Here is an 18,271-nt window from a genome sequence, read left to right as displayed (position 1 = left end):
TCGATAAGGCAGGCTACGCTCCGGAGGGGATGCGCATTGGTGCGATTCGAGAGACGTTTCCACACGGCCTCGACCCACAGCAGCCACTCGCGCTGTGGAACTGGCTGTCCGAAACCCAACGCTCGGGGCGGCCGGAGGGAAGCGCAGCTGCCGCGGCTTGGCGGAACTCCACCCGTTTGCATCGACTGGCGACGCCGCATATTGGAGCGTCGGAATCGCATCCCCGGTAGCCCGCCCCGGAGCCGTCTGCTCAAGGTCGAAAAGCGGACGCTAGGTTGACTGCCTCAGCAGCACGGCGACCTATGGCCGCCTGCATGACCTGTTCCAGCGGCCCTGACCGGCGGCTGGCCTGTCGACTTTTGCCGTGCAGGACGGTATCCCTCTGCAAATTGACCGCACGAGGCCAGCCAGGTACTACCGGTAGTGTTTACTCACACGAAGCTTACACTATTTAGTGTATTTTTAACCTGTGCACAACTTGCGATGTGCTATAAAGTCGGACGTATTGCCAGCTTATCAGCGCATCCATGACCGCTCCGCCCGCCCAACCGCCGCAGCAAATCGAGCCGACTGCCGAGGTCCTTGACACCGCCGTGGACGGCGAGGATTTCGCCCGTGCTGTGGCGAGGCTGGAGGGTGTGGGCGTCCAGGTCTTGCTCGTGGTCAACGGGTTCACGGCCTGCGCCTACCAGCGCCACACCGAGAAGGACGGGTGGATTCCGGTGTGCCGCGGCGAGCTGTCCGAGTCCATCCTTGACGCGACAACGGGACTGCGCGGCCTCAAGCGTCTGACGTGGGCCCAAACAGAGGGCTCTCCGCTGGCCGTCCCGCCCGCCTCGCTGACGGCCGCACGCCCCACGGTAAAGCAGCTGCGCCAGTGGCTTGGCATGGCCGAGGCGCTGACCGGCCGCGAGGGCGAGGTGTCGGCATCGACCCGCGAGCAGGTGGCCTACCGGGCCGGCTGGCGTTGCCAGTTCAGCGGCTGCGGAGTCGATTTGCACACGCACGCGCCGACCGGCCGCAATGGTCGGTTCAGCTACTACGCGCACATCGTTGCCTCGTCGCGGAACGGCCCGCGCGGGCACGCGACGCGCTCCGCCCTGCTCGCCGACGAGCCAGACAACATCATGCTGCTGTGCGACGCGTGCCACCGCCTCGTCGACCGCATCGACCCCACCTATTACACCGAAGATATGCTGCAGGGCATGCGCCAGCGCAGCGTCGATGGGGTCAAGCGGCTGCTGGACACTCTGCAGTACCCCGACGCCGAGGTCGTCGCCATCATTGGCAGCATCGCCGGCCAGGTGCCTCAGTTCAACATGCGCGATGCGGAACTGGCCCTGTGGGAGAGCCAACTGCGCTCGACCCGTCACAGTGCAGAGTTCGCATTCCACGTCGACCACCAGCTTCATGACGTGCACACGTCCGAGTACTGGTCAGCGTTGTTCCGCTCTATGCGCTCCGACTCGGGTCAACTCCAGCGGATGCTCACCGGCGCCGGTCGGGGCGGCTCACCGCGCCCAAGGCTGGCCATCTTCCCGCTGCACACGACATCGGTGTTGCTGGTGGCCGGCCGCATCCTGGGTGAGAACAGCGGCACGCACCTGTTCCAGCCGCAACGCAGCATAGCCACCGATGCACAGTCGACTCGCTGGGCGTGGCCGCGGCCCGAGCGCAGCCGTCGCACCGACAAGTTCAAGTGGCGGGTGCTCAAGGGGCGCGACCCCGGCATGACCGCGGCGAACCTCATCGTGTCGCTGACCTTCGGCATTGCGCCAAGCCGCCTGCCGCCCGGATGCTTCGATGCGCAGACGAACTCGCTCGCCCTGCCGACCCTCGAGGTCTACGTCGAGCCCGGAGACCGCGGCATCCATCTCATCGGGGCGCCGCAAGACCTGCAAGACCTCGGCCGAACCCTTGACCGAGCAGTACAGATTCTTCACGACGAGTGGCACGTCGACCGCGTGAACCTGTTCATCGGCGCACCCACGACGGCCGTCGTGACGATGGGCCAGAAGATGCAGGCGCGTGACCAGGCCACCTATGCCTGCCACGAATCCAAAAGCCGCGACGGTGTTTTCCTGCCGACCGTCGAGATTTCTTCCACGCAGGTCCGAGAGCCCAGGTCCGGGCAAGTGTTCGAGCTTCAACCCTGAAAGGGCTCACATGACTACCAATCCGCCTACCTTCTCGCAGCGCATGATGGCCGCCCTGCTGGCACGCAACGACGCCAAGCAGTGGGAAGCGCTCATCGGAACCTTGCTCCAGCGCCTGGAGCTTAATGCGGCGACGTACGCCGAGGCTGAGGCCGACTACCTGCTGCTGGCGAACTCCATCGCCCGCAAGCTCAACATCCCGCGCACCGACATCGAGATTTTCGTGCAGGGCTCGGTGCGCACGAAGACGACCATTCCGCAGCGTCACCCGGCCAAGTTCGACCTCGACGTCGTCGTCAAGTTGACCAACCCCTGGCTGACGCAGATGGACCCGCACGAACTGTTCGAGCACTTCGGAAAGGCGCTCGAAGGCAACGAATCGGTCACGGGCGTCCCCGAGGCCAAGCGTCGTTGCTGGTTCCTCAACTACCCGGGCAAGGCGTATTCGTTCGATGTCACGCCCGCGGTCCGCGAACCGATGGCGACGTCGGACTCCGTGCTCCGCGTGCGCGACCCCGATACGAACTGGTCGCCATCCAACCCGGTCGCCTTCGCTGACTGGTTCTGCCAGCGCGCAGACCTGCGCTTCCGGTTCCAGCAAACCATCGTGCGCAAGGCGTTCGATGCCCGCACCACAGTCGAACCTCTGCCCGATACGGACATCGCCATGGACGACATCCTCCGCCGCGTCGTGCAGTTGATGAAGCTGCATCGCGACGGCATGCACTGGTACGCGGACGAGGCCGTCAAGAAGGCTCAGCCCATCTCGGTCATCCTCGTGACGTTGGCAGGTCATGCCTGCGAGAAGCTGTGGGCCGAGGAACAGGCAGGCCGCCGCCGGTTCACCTCCGCCATTGAAGTCGCGCTCGCCATCGTCGAAGAGCTCCCGTCGTTCATCCAGTGCATGAACGGCCGCTACGAGGTCCGCAATCCCGCGCTGCAGTACGAGAACTTCGCCGACAAGTGGAACAGCGACCAAGGCGCGCGCGCCAAACAGTTCGCCCGTTGGCACAAGCAACTCGAACAAGACCTGGACGCGCTGCTGCACCAGGACGAGTCCCACGCGAGCGAAGACAAGGTGCGCGCCGTGTTCGGTGGCGCCGGCGTGGAAGCGTGGAAGGCCAGCAAGCCCAAGGTCAACGTGATGGACAGCCTGCTCGGAAGCGCCGGCCCGTACATCAAGACCAACCCGCGGACGCCCACCAACGCGGGCTCGTCTGGCACGCTGGGCTAACCCGGGTGGCCACGTCCGCCTTCGAGGCCGCCCGCCTGGCCGTTGAGCAATGGCTCAACGGCGGCGGTGCTTCGTTCGCGAAGAAGGTGCACACCGGTGCCGACAGTCATTGTCTGGCCTGGGAAGTCGACCTCCAGGGCAACCATCCGCTCATCGCGAGCTTCAGGATTTCGCTGCCGCGTAGCTTCCCCGCGCAGCCTTGTGAAATCCATGTCGACAAGCGACTGTGCCTGGCCCTGCCGCATGTCGAAGAAGACGGCCGCGTGTGTCTCGGCAGCGGGTCGCCGCCGTCGGCCTACGAAAACGGCGCATCGGCAGTGAACGCGGTTCTCACGCGGTTCAACGAGGAAGTCCTGCAGCGCGTTGTCGACCCCGCGTGGGTCGAACAAGAGCTGCAGCGCGAGCGCCTATCTTACTGGTCGCGCCATTGCGACCGAGCGCGTAAGACCGCGCCCAAGGCGCCGCGCGCCACGTGGCTATCGCTCACCGAGGCCACCGAGCTCGACGTCCATGGCTGGCTCGAGTGCAAGACTGCGGTGTACGCGCAGCCCGGCCGGCAGCAGCGCCACTACGGCCTGCAGTTGGTCTCCACCGCGGAAGGCGACCCCAACGACCTCGCGCAGCGCCACCAGTGGGCGTCGGGCACCCTCGTACGCGGGAACGCGCTGGTGGTGCGACTGCCGGCGGACAGGTCGTGGACGCCGAAGACCTGGCCAACGGATTTCGCAGCCCTGGAGGAGCTGGTGCTTGCGAGCACGGGAGGCGTCATCCACCTGAGCGCGTGGGTCAGCGAGCTGGGCTGGACCATGACCGGTGCAAAGCAGGTGCAGAAGCGAACTTCGTGGAAGACGACCGTCTGGGGCGACGAGGCCCCAATTGGCTACTCGCCGCGCCTCGTAGTCGTGGTCGACGGTCCGTTCGCCTACGGCTTGCAGATTTCCCCATCCGGCGTCCTGTCCCGCCAGCCACAGCTCACGCCCCTGAAGGTCGCACGCGTCGACCGCAACTGGGCCCTGGTGCGCGATCATCAACTCACCGTGCTCGACGCGCGTCGCGCGATGCGAGTTTTGCTGGTCGGCTGCGGCTCCCTCGGCAGTCCGGTGGCTGAGCTGCTTGCGCGCGCGGGCGTCGGCTCCCTGGACATCGTCGACTTCGAGGATCTCGAGGCTCCCAACGTTGGCAGGCATAGCCTCGGCCTGAACTCGCTGAACAAGGGCAAAGCCATCGAGATGGCAGCTCGCATCGAAAAGCTGGTGCCGGGGTGCACAGTTCGCGGTTACGGTGCCCCGGCCGCCACCTGGATGCAAGTACGCTTTCGTCCGGACGATTACGACCTCGTTGTGGATTGCACCGGGGAATCCTCGGTGCGCACCTTGCTAGCCGCAATTCGCCCCGACCTGCTCGGCCCGGTTCCACTGGTGCACGCGTGGGTTGAGCCGTTCTGCTCCGCGGCGCATGTCGTCTTCAGTCCGTTGAGCGTGCCGTGGCCGGCCTTCGACCCCGCTGACGCGCTGGTCAACGCCGCTAGGTTCGACGCGGGCGCGAAGGTACTCTTGCCCGCGTGCAGCGACGGATTTCACCCCTATGGCGCTGCGGACGTGATGCAGGCGGCAGCCTTCACCGCGGAACGCGTCATCGGCTTGCTCGACACCCCAGAGGCCGAAGCAGTGGTCTACTCCTGGGTTCGCGCCAGGGCGTTCTTCGAGTCTCTGGGCGTGCCCGTTGACCTGCGCGACATCGTGCCGGCCAACGGCAGCAAGTTCTCGTCCGTCATGATGGAACGTTCCCTCGAGCAACTGTTGGCAGCATGATTCCACCCGGTATTTCGTATCAGATTCCCGGCGCCAAGTGGCGCATGTATTTCGCGCCCGAGGCCCTCGCCGTGCTGATCAAGTGCGTCCAGCGAGGCACGCGGTCCAGGGAACAGGTTGGCCAGCTTTTCACGCGTGACCTCACCGGCGACGCTGTGGAAATCGTGCATGCGACCAAGCTGTCGCCGAAATGGGCGTCGTTCGCCGGAGTCAAGTTCGACCCCAAGACCGCAATGACCGAGCGCACTCGCCTGTTGGCGGATGGCTTGCACTGCATCGGCTTGTGGCACACGCATCCGGAGCCTCGGCCCGTCCCCAGCAGCAAAGACAAGGCGCTGGCCAAGGAGCATGCCCTGGCCGCGATTCCGCAACTGTCTGGGCTTGTCTTCGTGATTATGGGGACGGCCTGCTTGCCAACGGGCCTACAGGTGTGGGTGCACGACGGTAACGAACTCCTGTCAGCGCAGCCCCTCGAGCAATAGAAGGCGACGAGCTGCTCGAGTCCACGCCCGGCTGCCGGTCACGGCCGCTGGAAGCAGTCCTGCAGGCGACCGCAGGTTGCGTTCTGGTGAGGCCAGCATCCGAGCGTCCGCTGTTCGGCCCTGAGCGAACGGCTCCTGGGAGGCCCGCGTCGAGGCGCCGCAGCACTCCGATCCGCAGACGTCATCAGCCGATGCAACGGGCGGCGTTCCGCCAAGGACGGCAATCCAGCGAATGCGGGTGCTCGTCAAGCCCGCTGCTGGCGCGGTTGTCGGCGATCGCGCCGGCGGCGAGCCGACGCTCGCGAGCGGCCGCTTGTGGCCGATCTCAGCCGTCTGCCTGCGTTGATATCCGCCGTGCGCCCGCCCTTCGGGCCGCCATGTAAGGGGGCCTATTCTTTTGCCAGCCGGGCATAAGTAAAAATGGAGCCTCGCGGGCTCCATTCGTTCAGCAGGTTGGTACGCCTTACAGGGCGGCGTCCTTCAATTTCTTCAGCGGGCGGACCTTCACCTTGACGGTTGCGGGCTTTGCTGCGAACCACTGATCTTCGCCAGTGAACGGGTTCTTGCCGAAACGCTTCTTGGTCGCCGCCACTTGCAGGGCAGTGACCTTGAGCAGGCCAGGGAGCGTGAACTCGCCTGCCCCCTTCTTGTGCACCGCGCTCAGGACCGTGTTTTCCAGGTGTGCCAGCACGGTCTTGACGGTCTTGGCGTCCAGCTCGGTCTGGGCGACCAGGTGGGCCAGCAAGCTCGCCTTGGTGAAGGTTTCCTTCAGCGGCTTCGCCACCGGTGCAGCCGCTGCGGCCTTCTTTGCCGGTGCTACTGCCTTCTTGGCCGGCGCTGCCTTCTTGGCGGCAGGCTTGGCCGGGGTCTTTACGACAGCTTTCGCTTTGGTTGCCATGGATTCTTCAGTGGTCTGGTTACTCGTTGATTTTTCGCCGTGGAGGCGTTCGAGAGAATAGCAAATTTCATGCGGTGTGTGCGACTGTGTGAAACCAACAATTACAACTGCGCGCCGATGGTAGCACTGATCCGGTCGCAGATTCGCGTGCTGGCCCGCTCAAGCAGCCTGCTGACTTCATCGCTGTCGTGGCCAGCAAGTAGTCGACGCCGGCAGTACGTGTTGCGCAGCACCCGCTGGCTCATGCCGTCGCCTTCGAAATCGACGGCCACGAGCGCCGCTCGCACAATCTTGCCAAAGCTCATATCAGTGATCGGCTCGCCGCTGGCCCTGAGTGAGAAGACGAGGTCGCTGGAGGTCGACCGTGTCTGTCGGCGAACGAGCCATACCGCCAGGATCGGCACCGCGAAGGACGCGAGAGGGACCTTGCGGGTGTCGTGCGCGCCGTGGGCTGGCACGCGCAGGTAGGGCGGGGCAGCATTGGGCGGCAGGTAATCCCGGTGAGCCGTGCAGCCTTCCAATGCCGTGACGCCGGTGCCGAGGAAGATTGCCACGATGGCGCGGTTGCGCAAGGCCGCCAGTCTATCCCCGGCGCGCGGCTGCACCCATGCCAGCGGGCGGGCGTCGGTGTCCTCGGGCAGGTAGATAGGGTCCGGCTCGTCCTTCGGCCGATCACCGTCGCGGACCAATTGGCCGGCTGGATTGCACTTGCGCACGCCGATGGCCACCAAGTGTCGACACAACCGGTCCAGCAGTTTCAACCACTATTTCGGAAGCTGGGAAAACGGAGATTTCCTACAATCTAAGTGGCCATCGTATCGATGTTATAGTCGAAACGCGAAGCGTTGATTTCGGCAGGGCAGAGGATGATTCCAAGCGGGATGAAAAAAATGGATGCGCCTACAGTAGATATCCATGCAGTCGCGTAATCTCCATCACCCTTGAGGTTGATGGAGTGGAAATTATTGTTCCTCGATCTGTTTACAGCGATTTATCAGATATCAGCACGGCAACATTGACGAGGAATGGCAAGGCATTCTATCTTCTGCTAAATGGTGGGGATGCGTCAGAATCCTACGTAGCAAAGATTATATTTAACAAGAATAGTATCGAGAGGCGATTAATATTCCCTCGCGCAGCGCCAAATACCCCAACGCAAGATACTCGATATAGGATGATAACGAACGATCGCTGATCGGTGAAACGAGTCCCGAACGTCTCGATCAACGGAAGCAGCCGCCGTTACGCGAAGAGGTCCGGGCCGCGCTGGATAGCTGCGGGCAAGAGAAGAAGGCTGCGGCGGCCAAGCTGGGGATCTCACGGCAGGCGTTGTACCGCATCTTGGCGAAGGCCCCGAGCATCAATAACCCCCTGGCGACTGACCGTCGCCGACCAACTTGGAGAAGGACATGCACGAGGACCGCGAATGCTCGGCCGAAGAGGTTGCCGGAATCCTGGCAAAGGGCATCGGCCCGGAAGCGCTGGAGAACTGGCCGCTGACGTCCTTGCCGGATTATTTGACTTCCTCCCCGGGCTAAACCCCGGAGATTCCTCCAGCGAGCGCCTGAAGTCCCAGGCGAGCAATGGTCAACGGCCCAGGTGCAGGCCGCCCGCCGCGCTGTCTGCCGCGAAGTCACCGACAGGAGCCACAGCGAACTGGCGCTGCGCCTGCCCGGTCTGCCGTCGCAACCTTTCGACTGGCTCGAGCGTGGAGCATAGGTTAGCCGCGGGTTTTGCTAAGGATCGGCGGCACTTATATTGAACGCCGTGCTGTTCGGCTGTACGACACTGGGTCTACCACTCCTCAAGGAAGGTAGACCAAGTGAATACATATGACGTAGTTGTCATCGGTGCCGGCGTCATCGGCAGCTCGGTAGCGTTCCATCTCGCCAGCCTTGGCGCGAAGAAGGTGCTCGTACTGGACCGCGGTACCATCGGCGCGGGCACGACGTCCCAATCCTCGGGTATTCTTCGCACCCACTACTCCGTCAAGGAGAATGTGGAACTGGCGCGCCAGTCCTGGAACGTCTTCAATCATTTCGCGCAGTACCTGGGCGACGAAGAAGCCTCCTGCGGCATGGTGAAATGCGGATACATGATCGTCGCGCCCGAGGGCGACAAGCTCGAACCGCTGCGTGCTGCACTCCGGCAGCAGCGGGACCAAGGCATTCCGCTGGAAATCCTGTCGCAGGCACAGGCCCAAGAGCTACTGCCAATTGCACGATTCGATGATGCCGCGCTGATCGGCTATGAGCCGGAAGCTGGCTTTGCCGATGCCTATCTGGTAGCCACCAGCTTTGCCCGTGCCGCCCGGCGTGGCGGTGTGACGATCCGCGAGAATGCCGACGTGCGGAATCTGCGGATCGAGAATGGCAAGGTCGTTGGCGTTTCCACATCGATTGGCGATTTCCGGACGTCGATGGTAATCAGCACCCAGAACATCTGGACACCCGAGCTGGCCGGCTGGACCGGTCGAGACCTGCCGGTTGTGCCGGAGCGTCATGCCGTTCTGGCGCTGGAATGCGAACCGGCGAAGTATCGCTTCACGATGCCGGTATTCAAGGATCTGGCGTCGCCCGGCATGCTCTATTGCCGCAGCTATGGCGACAGCCAAATGCTGGTCAGCGAAGGCATCGTCGGCGAAAAGCTGAAATCTGCCGAAGTGGAGCAAGGGGACATTCCGATGGATTACATAGTCGAGGTCGGCGCCCAGGTTGCCGAGCGCTTTCCCGAGTATGAAGCCGCGGGCATTGCTTCGTCGTGGACCGGTGTGTATGACGTCACACCAGACTGGAATCCCGTACTCGGCAAGCTGCCGGGCATCGAGGGTCTGGTCGTGGGTTATGGGTTTTCCGGCCATGGCTTCAAGCTGTCGCCCACCGTCGGTCGCATACTGGCACAGGAAGCGCTGGGCATGCCAACGGACGTATCGCTGCAACCCTATTCGATCGAACGCTTTCGCACCGGCGAACTGCTGACCGGCAAGTACGGCCTGGGCGCCGTGTCGTGACGGCTCTCCACGATGCAAGCACGGGCAATTCGATGGCTCGACGAGGTCTCTGCCGAGCCATGGCGTAACGGTGGCGGCACGACAAGAACACTGGCATCTGTCGACGGCGAGTGGCGCGTCAGCCTCGCTGACATTACGCGCGATGGGCCCTATTCGCGTTTCGCGGGCATGGTTCGCCTGTCCGTGATCGTGTCGGGCCAGGGCGTGATGTTGCGTACCGGCGCCACGGTCATTCCGCTCCGTCCCATGACACCGACACGCTATGACGGCGACATCGAATGGGAGGCATCGCTGATCGATGGCCCGTCGGTCGCCCTGAATACGATGGTACGTCACAGGCACTACCGTGTGCATGCCTGGCTCGATGCGGACGTGATCGTCCCAGCAGGCATGACCGCGATCATCCTTGCGGGCCAATGCGGTTGCACGGTGTCTGGCGGTCCGTCGCAGGCAACCGCGCGCATTGTGCCGGGCCAGTATCTTGTCGTCCACGAGCCGCTCCACCCGTTGGCTGTCCGGCAGTCGAATGCGGGAAGCAAGCCATCGATCGTCGTGATGATAGAACGACTCAGGCGAGACAACACAGTGAATCATCCAGTATGAGGAAGAAGCAATGAAAGTAATGGCAGCAGTGAAGCGGGTGGTCGACTACAACGTGAAGGTCCGCGTGAAGTCCGATCGGTCCGACGTGGATATCGGCAACGTCAAGATGTCGATGAATCCGTTCGACGAGATCGCGGTGGAGGCCGCCACTCGTCTCAAGGAGGCCGGCATCGCCACAGAGGTGCTGGCGGTGTCATGCGGCACGGCACAAAGCCAGGAAACCCTGCGCACGGCGCTGGCCATCGGCGCCGATAGGGGCGTACTGGTGCAGGCGGATGGGGACCTGCAGCCGCTGGCCGTGGCCAAGCTGCTCAAGGCCGTCGTGGATCGCGAACAGCCACAACTTGTCATTCTCGGCAAGCAGGCCATCGATGACGACGCAGGTCAGACCGGCCAGTTGCTGGCAGCGTTGCTTGACTGGCCGCAGGCCACCTTCGCCAGCCTGATCGACATCCGCGACGGCTGGGCGAGCGTCACGCGCGAAGTGGATGGCGGACTTGAGGTGGTATCGCTGAAGCTGCCCGCCATTGTGACCACCGACCTGCGCCTGAACGATCCGCGCTATGTCACGCTGCCAAGCATCATGAAGGCGAAGAAGAAGCCGCTCGACTTGGTCTCCGCGGCCGAACTGGGCGTCGACCCGGCGCCACGCCTCAAGACGCTTCGCGTGGAGGAGCCAGCCTCCCGCAATGCGGGCGTGATTGTGCCTGACGTGGCCACGCTCGTAGAGAAACTGAAGAACGAAGCAAAGGTGATCTGAATGACGACGCTCGTAATTGCCGAACACGACAACGCCGGCCTGAAGGCGGCCACCCGCCATACGGTCGCTGCCGCGCTGGAGATTGGCGCACCAGTTCATGTCCTGGTGGCCGGACACGATGCAGGCAAGGTGGCACAGGCGGCCAGCCGTATCGTTGGCGTCGAGAAGGTCATCCTTGCGGATGCACCGCAACTGGCGGACAATCTGGCCGAGAACGTCGCCCCGCAAGTGGTGTCGCTGGCCCCGGGGTACAGCCATATCTTCTTCGCCGCGACGGCAGCCGGAAAGAACGTCGCACCCCGCGTGGCCGCGAAGCTGCATGCATCCCAGATCTCGGACATTATCGCGGTGCTGTCCGCCGACACGTTCAAACGCCCGATCTACGCCGGCAACGCGATCGCGACCGTCCAGTCGCAGGATCCGGTGAAAGTGGCAACTGTGCGCACCACGGCATTCGAAGCCGCATCGAGCAGCGAAACCGGTGCGCCGGTGGAAACGGTGGTTGCCGTGGCGGACAGCGGCCTGTCGAAGTTCGTCCGGCGCGAGATCGTCAAGAGCGACCGACCGGAGCTGACCGCCGCACGCGTGGTGGTATCAGGTGGTCGCGGTCTGGGCAGTGCGGAAAATTTCTCGCTACTCGATCAGTTGGCGGAGAAGTTGGGTGCCGCCATTGGGGCATCGCGCGCCGCAGTGGACTCCGGCTATGCCCCTAATGATTACCAGGTCGGGCAGACCGGGAAAATTGTGGCACCGGAACTCTACATCGCCGTGGGCATCTCCGGTGCCATCCAGCACCTTGCAGGCATGAAGGACTCTCGCTATATCGTCGCCGTCAACAAGGATCCCGAAGCACCGATCTTTGGTATTGCCGACTATGGCATCGTTGGCGATCTGTTCGATGTCGTGCCGGAACTCTCGCGTCTGGTCTGATCGACGGTACCGAAGCCCCAGTGCCCGGTAAGGAGCGGGGCTTTTTCATTGCGTGCACATCAGGCCGAGTGCGTGCGTGCCGGTAGCGCACGCAAGGCCGCCTCCACCATCCGTTCGACTACCGGCCCGACGCGGCTGGCCAGGTCGGGGCGATAGTTGAACGGCGCGAACTCGCTCATATAGGTGGACTGGCACATCTCCAGCTGGATCGCATGGATCCCATGCGCGGGATCACCGTACCGACGGGTAATGAAGCCGCCTTTGAAGCGCCCGTTCGCCACCCAGCTGAAAGGTTGGCGCTCGAGCGTCCGCACCACGGCTCGGAGGATATCGGCACCGCAACTTGCCCCCGCGTTCGTGCCGATATTCAGGTCAGGCAGTCTGCCTTCGAACAAGCGCGGCAGCACGCTGGCAATACTATGGGCTTCCCACAGCAGCACCGTACCGTGCTTTTCCTTGAGCCGTTGCAGCTCCGCCTGGAGTTGTGCATGGTATGGTTCCCAATATTGCTGCAGGCGGGCAGCCTGCACGGGCTGCGCGGGTGCAGTGCCATTCCTGTAGAGCGGGTCGCCACGAAAAGTCTCGGTCGGGAAGAGGCCCGTTGTGGTCTGTCCCGGGTACAGGCTTTCGCCCGTGGACGGTCGGTTCAGATCGACGACGTAGCGCGAGTACCGTGCGCCCAGCACCGACGCGCCCATGGCGTCGGCGAAACTGTAGAGTCGATCGAGATGCCAGTCGGTATCGCATACCTTCGTGGCATACGGATGCATCTCGGCCGCGACATCGTCAGGCAAATGGGTACCCAGGTGGGGGATTGAAATCAGCAGCGGGGCAGTGCCCGCGCGGAAGCTGAACGGCTGTTCGGTCATCGTCAGGTCGTCAAGGAAAGACATTCGCGGTGCGAATGCCGGGTGGGGGCGGATCGGCCTTGCGCATCCGCCTGGGCGAGGAAGCTTCGGTCCAGTTGGCAAATATCAGTACACCCAATCAGCCGCATGCAGATCTCCAGCTCATTGCGCAGCAGCGTCAGCACGTGTGCGCACCCGGCTTGTCCATCGGCGGCCAGACCGTACAGCGGCGCCCTGCCGAGCAGCACCGCCTTCGCGCCGAGCGCGATTGCTTTCGCAATATCGCTGCCGCGCCTGATGCCACCGTCGACAAGCACGTCGAATGACGCCGGTACGGTATCGACTGTGCCGGCAAGAATATCGAGCGCGCTGGGCGCCCCATCGAGCTGCCGGCCGCCGTGGTTGGAAAGGACGACACCGTCGGCGCCGTGCCGGCTCGCGAGCACGGCGTCCTGCACACGCTGGACGCCCTTGATCAGGAGCCGTCCGTGCCAATGCCGGCGCAGCCATGCAAGATCGGACCAGGAAAACGCGGTGTCCATCTGGCGAGCAAGCGCGGCAGCCTGCCGCTCGATGGCACCGTCTAGTTCGGCGCTTTGCGCCAGGTTCACCAGTGCCGGCACGCCATGCCTTCCCACGCGCAATAGCCATTCCGGATGGGCGGCCACGTCCCAGAGCAGGCGTGGCGTCCACCGGATCGGCAATGTAAAGCCCGTACGCAGGTAGTGATCGCGCTGCCCCGTGACGGGCGTATCGACGGTGACCAGCAATGTCGTGAAGCCGCAAGCCAGCGCACGACGCATCATGTCCTCGGCGACGCGCCGGTCGCGCTGCACATAGAGCTGCAGCCACAGCTCGCCCGTGGCGGCCTCACGCACGCGTTCCATCAGACTGGTCGAGGCCGTGGACAGGACAAAAGGAATGCCCTCACGCGCAGCCTCGCGCGCGAGCAGGACATCCGCGTCATGCCGGAACAGGCCATTCAAGCCGGTGGGGCCCACCGCCGCCGGCAAGGCGAGCGGGCGCCCGCCGATCCGTACCGCCGTCGAGACCTCCGTCACATCCGTCAGCACGCGTGGGGAAAAGACAAGCTCGCGGAATGCGTCGCGGTTGCGTCGCATCGTCACTTCGTCCTCCGCCCCTCCCTCCAGATAGCCGAATGCAAATGCGGGAAGCAGGCGTCTCGCAGCCTCGCGGTAATCGCTGACGCTGGCGCGTGGTCGTCTCAGCATGGTCTCCCTTAACGCGGCAGCACGCGGCCTGGATTCATCATCCCCTGTGGGTCGATCAGCGCTTTGATCTGTTGCATCAGGTCCACCTCGACCGCGTCCTTGTACTTGCGCATCTCTTCGATATGCAGCGAGCCGATGCCATGCTCGGCGCTGAACGTACCGTCGAGCTCGGCCGCGATATCGTAAAGCGCGTGGCTCAAGTCACGCTGGAATGCCACCTTGTTTTGCACGTCGGCCCAGAATGCATGCGGGAACATGGCGATGTAGTGCAGATTGCCGTCCCCCATGTGGCCCACCACGACCGGTGTCGCCTGCGGATACGATGCGGCGAGCGTGGCCGCGGCGCGTTCGATGAACGCGGGGATCAGGTACGTCGGCACAGCGATGTCATGCGTCAGGCCCATCCCTTCGTGCCCGTTCGCCTCCGTGACGTTGTGCCGGATCTTCCAGAGGTCGTGGCGGTGCTGTTCGCTGGCAGCCACCACCACGTCGACGAACATGCCGGCTTCGAAGTCCGATTCCAGCACGGCTGCAAGACGGTCGGCGATACCATGACCAGTCTCCGGAGACGCCAGTTCCAACAGCACCATCCAGTCCGGCGTCCCGCCGGCAAACGGATTGCGCAGGTTCGTGCCATGTCGGACGGATATTTCGAACTCGGAGCGCGACATCAGTTCCAGGCCCACGAGTTCCCCCGGAAACAGGCCCTGCAGGCGGATGCCCTCGTCCACGGCGGCTTCCACCGTCGAAAATCCGAGCAGCGCCGTAGCCACCGATTTAGGCTTGGGGAACAGCTTCAGCGTAGCCGCGGTCACGATCCCGAGTGTGCCTTCGGCGCCAATGAACAGATTCTTCAGGTCATAGCCGCTGTTGTTCTTGCGCAGCGTACGCAGGCCGTCCCAGATGCGACCGTCCGGCAATACCACCTCCAGTCCAAGCACAAGGTCGCGTGTGTTACCGAAGCGCACGACATTCGTGCCGCCGGCGTTTGTCGAGATATTGCCCCCGATCTGACACGAGCCCTCGGCGCCGAGCGAAAGCGGGAAAAACCGGTCGGCGTCCGATGCTGCTTGCTGCAGGTCCGCCAGCACACAGCCCGCCTGCACCGTCATCGAGTTATTGCGGGGATTGACGTCGAGGATCCGGTTCATCCTAGCCAGCGACAGGATGATGTTCTCGCCGTCTTCGGCCGGGACCGAACCCCCGCATACGCTCGTGTTGCCCCCTTGCGGGAACACGCGGATGCCGTTGGCGCCGCAGTATCGCAGCACGGTTGTTACCTGTTCCGCATTCTGCGGGAGCACTAGGCACGCGGCAATGCCGGTATGGCGTTTGCGCCAGTCGATCAGATGGGGTGCAAGGTCGGCTGGTGCATCGACAATCTGTGCGCTGCCGATCAGCTCGCGCAGTGCGGTAACAAAATTTGCGTTCATGCGGAGTCCTTCACTTGATGACGACACTGTCGCGGCAGGACCAGCTCAGCGTCAACGGGCAGCCGATGGCGAAGCGTTCGGCGGACCGGTCGGAGATGCCCTTGGCCAGCACCGTCCGTCCACCGGGCAAGGTGACATCGAAGCGGGTCATGCCGCCCACAAACGAAATTTGTGCCACCTTGCCGGCGCAGTGGTTCTCCTTGCCCGGTTCTGCTTCAAGTGCCGACGACGCCATGATCTTCTCCGGCCGCACCATGACCTTGACCTTGTCGCCGCGCGTGCACCCCTCCGTATCACGCACGCGTAGGTTCCAGCCATCATCTACGCGGACGCTGCCGTCTTCGATGACCACGGCATCGAACAGGTTCGATTCCCCGACGAAGTCGGCCACAAATTCGCTGCGTGGCTCGAAGTAGAGGTCGTCCGGCGTACCCAATTGGGCAATACGCCCGCCGTTCATCAGGCAAACGCGGTCCGACAGATTGAGTGCCTCCTCTTGGTCATGCGTGACATAGACCAGCGTCGTGCCGAGGTCGCGGTGCAAGCGCTTGATCTCGCCCTGCAACTGGTCACGCAATTTCTTGTCCAGCGCGCCCAAAGGCTCGTCCATCAGGATGACCGACGGACAGTAGATGATGCAGCGCGCAATGCCAACGCGCTGCTGCTGGCCGCCGGACAGTTCGCGCGGCTTGCGTTTTTCGTAACCGACCAGGCCCACCCGCTCCAGTGCATTGCCCACCTTGTGCCGGATCTCCGTCGCACTCGCACCGCGGATGCGCAGCGGGAAGGCGATGTTGTCGAATACGTTGAGATGCGGCAACAATGCATAGTTCTGAAACACCATCCCGAGCTGGCGCTCGCGCGGCGGCAGTGTCGACACGTCCTTGCCATCAAGATAGATGCTTCCGCCCGACGGCGCGATGGCACCCGCGATGATATTGAGGATCGTGCTCTTGCCTGAGCCGCTGGGCCCCAGCAGGCTCAGGAACTCCCCTCTCCTCACATTGAGATGAGTGGTGTGCAAGGCGATGGCATCACCGTATGCTTTGCTGACGCCATCGAAGACAATCATGTCCTGGGCGGAAACGGAGGAACGATGCGCGACCCCGACGTTCTCGCTGCCTGGCGCCGGAACTATCACGGTAGCACGACTGATATTGTTCAGTGCGGAAGTCATCGTCAACACTCCTTTTAATGAGAGGCGTCTGGCGTCGACGGCTGCAGGAATGCCGAGACGCAACAGAAAACTATGGAAAGAACGGTCAGGAGTGCTGACACTGCGGCGATAACGGGAGAGATATCCCACTGGATACTGCTGTACATGCGCACAGGAAGCGTGGTGGTGGCGGGACTGGTCAGGAACCACGCGATCACGACCTCGTCGAACGAGACCAGGAACGCAAACAATGCCCCGGCAAACATGGACGGGCGCAACTGCGGCAGAACAACCTTGAAGAACACGGTTCGCCGGTTGGCGCCCATGATGGTGGCGGCAAACTCAAGCGCCGGATCCAGTTTCTTCACACCCGCCATGACGGTCATCATCATGAACGGCGTCACGTAGGCGACGTGACTGGCCACCACACCCGCTGTCGTCCCCACCAGTTGCAGGCGCGACAGATAGAGGTAGAGGCCGAGCGAAATAACGATGACAGGCACCAGGATCGGGCTCATCAGCAGCAAGGTGACGAACTGCTTGCCCGGGAAGTCAAAACGGACCAGCCCATACGAAGCCGGCACACCGATCAGCAGCGAGAACACCATTGTCATCACAGCGACTTCCAGGCTCTGCAGAATAGGAGCCATCCAGTTGGCGGACGTGAACAATTGCTGATACAGCTCGAAGGTCAAGACGCGCGGCGGGAAAGTCATCTCTCCGGACCCGCCGAACGAGATGGGAATCACGATCAGCGTCGGTACCAGGATGAACGCGTAGACGGCGTACGCGACGATGTTGCGCAACGTACGGTACGTCTGCTCCTGCCTGTCGACGACCGTCATTGTCATGGCGGTGCTCATGCCGGTACCTCCGAACGATTGCCAGCCTTCCTCAGTTGTCCCGCGCCAATCGCGGCAAGCGTCACGATGCCAAGCAGGATGACACCGATGGCCGATGCCATGTTCCAGTCCATCGTTTCGCGCGTATAGAAATCCACCAGGTTGGACATCATGACGTCCTTGCGGCCGCCGAGCAGTGCCGGGATCACGAAGAACCCCATGGACATGATGGTAGTACTGAGCAGCGCCGCCACCACGCCCGGCAGGCTCAACGGCAGTGTGATCTGGAAGAAGATGCGCGGCGGCTTTGCCCCCATGATCTCCGAGGCGCGATAGAGCGACTTGTCGATGGCAAGCAGGCTCGCCAGCACCGGGAATACGATAAACGGAATGAGATAGTTGGTCATCCCGACCATCACGCCGAACCGGTTGAAGAGCATCGGCAGTTGCACCTGCGTGCCCAGCAGCCATGTCAGCAACTGGTTGACGAAGCCTTCCCGGCCCAGCAGCACCGTGAAGGCGTAGCTTTTGACCAGGATGCTGGTCCAGAACGGCACGAGCACCAGCACCATGTAGATGGCGCGTTTCCTGGGTGATTGCTTGGCCAGGTGCAGGGCGATCGGATATCCCAGCAGCAGGCTGGACACTGATGCGAAGATGCTGATCTCGAACGTGGACCACAGCGTGCGCATGAACAGCTCACTGCGGAAGAGGCGTTGATAGGCAGAAAGCGTGATGCCCCCGTCGGGCGAGCTCACGCTGGTGTAGCCCACATAGGCCAAGGGGACCAGCATGACCAGGAACAGGAAAACTGTTGCCGGCCCGACGTAGAGCCAGCCGTCGTTGCGTGCTTTCATGATGTCGTCCTTCTTTGCT

Annotated in this window: 17 protein-coding genes and 1 pseudogene; 10 read left to right on the top strand and 8 right to left on the bottom strand. The window is 63.0% G+C overall.

Annotated elements, in window-relative coordinates; genetic code table 11:
- Positions 1-527: 527 nt before the first annotated feature.
- The 4 genes from AC07XB_RS35720 to AC07XB_RS35705 are packed head-to-tail and all read left to right on the top strand — an operon-like array spanning position 528 to position 5,683.
- Positions 528-2,156, top strand: a complete 1,629-nt coding sequence (locus AC07XB_RS35720) for an HNH endonuclease (protein WP_492832302.1) — start codon at positions 528-530, stop codon at positions 2,154-2,156.
- A gap of 10 nt (positions 2,157-2,166) precedes the next feature.
- A complete protein-coding gene (locus tag AC07XB_RS35715; RefSeq protein ID WP_492832304.1) occupies positions 2,167-3,390 on the top strand; it encodes a nucleotidyltransferase domain-containing protein in 1,224 nt (407 codons plus the stop codon).
- 5 nt (positions 3,391-3,395) lie between these two features.
- Positions 3,396-5,201, top strand: a complete 1,806-nt coding sequence (locus AC07XB_RS35710; RefSeq protein ID WP_492832306.1) for a HesA/MoeB/ThiF family protein — start codon at positions 3,396-3,398, stop codon at positions 5,199-5,201.
- Positions 5,198-5,683: a Mov34/MPN/PAD-1 family protein gene (locus tag AC07XB_RS35705; RefSeq protein WP_492832308.1), complete on the top strand. Its 486-nt coding sequence runs from the start codon at positions 5,198-5,200 to the stop codon at positions 5,681-5,683. Before AC07XB_RS35710 ends, AC07XB_RS35705 begins: the two co-directional genes overlap by 4 nt.
- Before the next feature lie 463 nt (positions 5,684-6,146).
- On the opposite strand, the gene AC07XB_RS35700 is transcribed toward AC07XB_RS35705, so the two are convergent.
- The gene (locus AC07XB_RS35700; protein ID WP_441630802.1) at positions 6,147-6,581 is read right to left on the bottom strand and encodes an HU family DNA-binding protein; all 435 of its coding nucleotides are present in this window, start codon (positions 6,579-6,581) and stop codon (positions 6,147-6,149) included.
- Positions 6,582-6,682: 101 nt separating this feature from the next.
- On the bottom strand, positions 6,683-7,342 hold the full coding sequence (locus AC07XB_RS35695) for a site-specific integrase (protein ID WP_492832310.1): 660 nt from the start codon (positions 7,340-7,342) through the stop codon (positions 6,683-6,685).
- Positions 7,343-7,772: 430 nt separating this feature from the next.
- On the opposite strand from AC07XB_RS35695, the pseudogene AC07XB_RS35690 reads away from it, so the two are divergent.
- From AC07XB_RS35690 to AC07XB_RS35665, 6 genes and pseudogenes are all read left to right on the top strand, one after another.
- A pseudogene (locus AC07XB_RS35690) lies at positions 7,773-7,913 on the top strand (helix-turn-helix domain-containing protein); the annotation flags it as partial.
- A 77-nt stretch (positions 7,914-7,990) separates the two neighbouring features.
- Positions 7,991-8,119: a hypothetical protein gene (locus AC07XB_RS35685; protein ID WP_492832312.1), complete on the top strand. Its 129-nt coding sequence runs from the start codon at positions 7,991-7,993 to the stop codon at positions 8,117-8,119.
- Between the two features lie 284 nt (positions 8,120-8,403).
- Positions 8,404-9,591, top strand: a complete 1,188-nt coding sequence (locus AC07XB_RS35680) for an NAD(P)/FAD-dependent oxidoreductase (RefSeq protein ID WP_492832314.1) — start codon at positions 8,404-8,406, stop codon at positions 9,589-9,591.
- Positions 9,592-9,603: 12 nt separating this feature from the next.
- Positions 9,604-10,194: a HutD/Ves family protein gene (locus AC07XB_RS35675; RefSeq protein WP_492832316.1), complete on the top strand. Its 591-nt coding sequence runs from the start codon at positions 9,604-9,606 to the stop codon at positions 10,192-10,194.
- Positions 10,195-10,204: 10 nt separating this feature from the next.
- Entirely contained in the window at positions 10,205-10,954 is a 750-nt protein-coding gene (locus AC07XB_RS35670; RefSeq protein WP_492832318.1) for an electron transfer flavoprotein subunit beta/FixA family protein, read from the top strand.
- Entirely contained in the window at positions 10,955-11,884 is a 930-nt protein-coding gene (locus AC07XB_RS35665; protein ID WP_492832320.1) for an electron transfer flavoprotein subunit alpha/FixB family protein, read from the top strand.
- 59 nt (positions 11,885-11,943) lie between these two features.
- On the opposite strand, the gene hutG is transcribed toward AC07XB_RS35665, so the two are convergent.
- The 6 genes from hutG to AC07XB_RS35635 all read right to left on the bottom strand — a co-directional run bounded on the left by hutG (position 11,944) and on the right by AC07XB_RS35635 (position 18,252).
- Positions 11,944-12,753 (bottom strand): N-formylglutamate deformylase, encoded by an 810-nt coding sequence (gene hutG, locus AC07XB_RS35660; protein WP_492832366.1) that lies wholly within the window; start codon positions 12,751-12,753, stop codon positions 11,944-11,946.
- 2 nt (positions 12,754-12,755) lie between these two features.
- Complete coding sequence (locus AC07XB_RS35655; protein WP_492832322.1) at positions 12,756-13,964, bottom strand: alpha-hydroxy acid oxidase; 1,209 nt, start codon at positions 13,962-13,964, stop codon at positions 12,756-12,758.
- An 8-nt stretch (positions 13,965-13,972) separates the two neighbouring features.
- The gene (locus tag AC07XB_RS35650; RefSeq protein ID WP_492832324.1) at positions 13,973-15,397 is read right to left on the bottom strand and encodes an FAD-binding oxidoreductase; all 1,425 of its coding nucleotides are present in this window, start codon (positions 15,395-15,397) and stop codon (positions 13,973-13,975) included.
- Between the two features lie 10 nt (positions 15,398-15,407).
- On the bottom strand, positions 15,408-16,469 hold the full coding sequence (locus AC07XB_RS35645; RefSeq protein WP_492832368.1) for an ABC transporter ATP-binding protein: 1,062 nt from the start codon (positions 16,467-16,469) through the stop codon (positions 15,408-15,410).
- 119 nt (positions 16,470-16,588) lie between these two features.
- Complete coding sequence (locus AC07XB_RS35640; RefSeq protein WP_492832326.1) at positions 16,589-17,416, bottom strand: ABC transporter permease; 828 nt, start codon at positions 17,414-17,416, stop codon at positions 16,589-16,591.
- Complete coding sequence (locus tag AC07XB_RS35635) at positions 17,413-18,252, bottom strand: ABC transporter permease (RefSeq protein WP_492832328.1); 840 nt, start codon at positions 18,250-18,252, stop codon at positions 17,413-17,415. Before AC07XB_RS35635 ends, AC07XB_RS35640 begins: the two co-directional genes overlap by 4 nt.
- Positions 18,253-18,271: the final 19 nt, after the last annotated feature.

It is taken from the genome of Cupriavidus sp. GW821-FHT02F09 (genome assembly GCF_059421605.1).
This window is presented reverse-complemented; position numbering and strand designations above follow the sequence as displayed.

Coding starts and splice junctions, on each gene's coding strand:
- AC07XB_RS35720 (WP_492832302.1), top strand. CDS start 528: ATGACCGCTCCGCCCGCCCAACCGCCGCAGCAAATCGAGCCGACTGCC.
- AC07XB_RS35715 (WP_492832304.1), top strand. CDS start 2,167: ATGACTACCAATCCGCCTACCTTCTCGCAGCGCATGATGGCCGCCCTG.
- AC07XB_RS35705 (WP_492832308.1), top strand. CDS start 5,198: ATGATTCCACCCGGTATTTCGTATCAGATTCCCGGCGCCAAGTGGCGC.
- AC07XB_RS35700 (WP_441630802.1), bottom strand. CDS start 6,581: ATGGCAACCAAAGCGAAAGCTGTCGTAAAGACCCCGGCCAAGCCTGCC.
- AC07XB_RS35685 (WP_492832312.1), top strand. CDS start 7,991: ATGCACGAGGACCGCGAATGCTCGGCCGAAGAGGTTGCCGGAATCCTG.
- AC07XB_RS35675 (WP_492832316.1), top strand. CDS start 9,604: ATGCAAGCACGGGCAATTCGATGGCTCGACGAGGTCTCTGCCGAGCCA.
- AC07XB_RS35670 (WP_492832318.1), top strand. CDS start 10,205: ATGAAAGTAATGGCAGCAGTGAAGCGGGTGGTCGACTACAACGTGAAG.
- AC07XB_RS35665 (WP_492832320.1), top strand. CDS start 10,955: ATGACGACGCTCGTAATTGCCGAACACGACAACGCCGGCCTGAAGGCG.
- hutG (WP_492832366.1), bottom strand. CDS start 12,753: ATGACCGAACAGCCGTTCAGCTTCCGCGCGGGCACTGCCCCGCTGCTG.
- AC07XB_RS35655 (WP_492832322.1), bottom strand. CDS start 13,964: ATGCTGAGACGACCACGCGCCAGCGTCAGCGATTACCGCGAGGCTGCG.
- AC07XB_RS35650 (WP_492832324.1), bottom strand. CDS start 15,397: ATGAACGCAAATTTTGTTACCGCACTGCGCGAGCTGATCGGCAGCGCA.
- AC07XB_RS35645 (WP_492832368.1), bottom strand. CDS start 16,469: ATGATTGTCTTCGATGGCGTCAGCAAAGCATACGGTGATGCCATCGCC.
- AC07XB_RS35640 (WP_492832326.1), bottom strand. CDS start 17,416: ATGAGCACCGCCATGACAATGACGGTCGTCGACAGGCAGGAGCAGACG.
- AC07XB_RS35635 (WP_492832328.1), bottom strand. CDS start 18,252: ATGAAAGCACGCAACGACGGCTGGCTCTACGTCGGGCCGGCAACAGTT.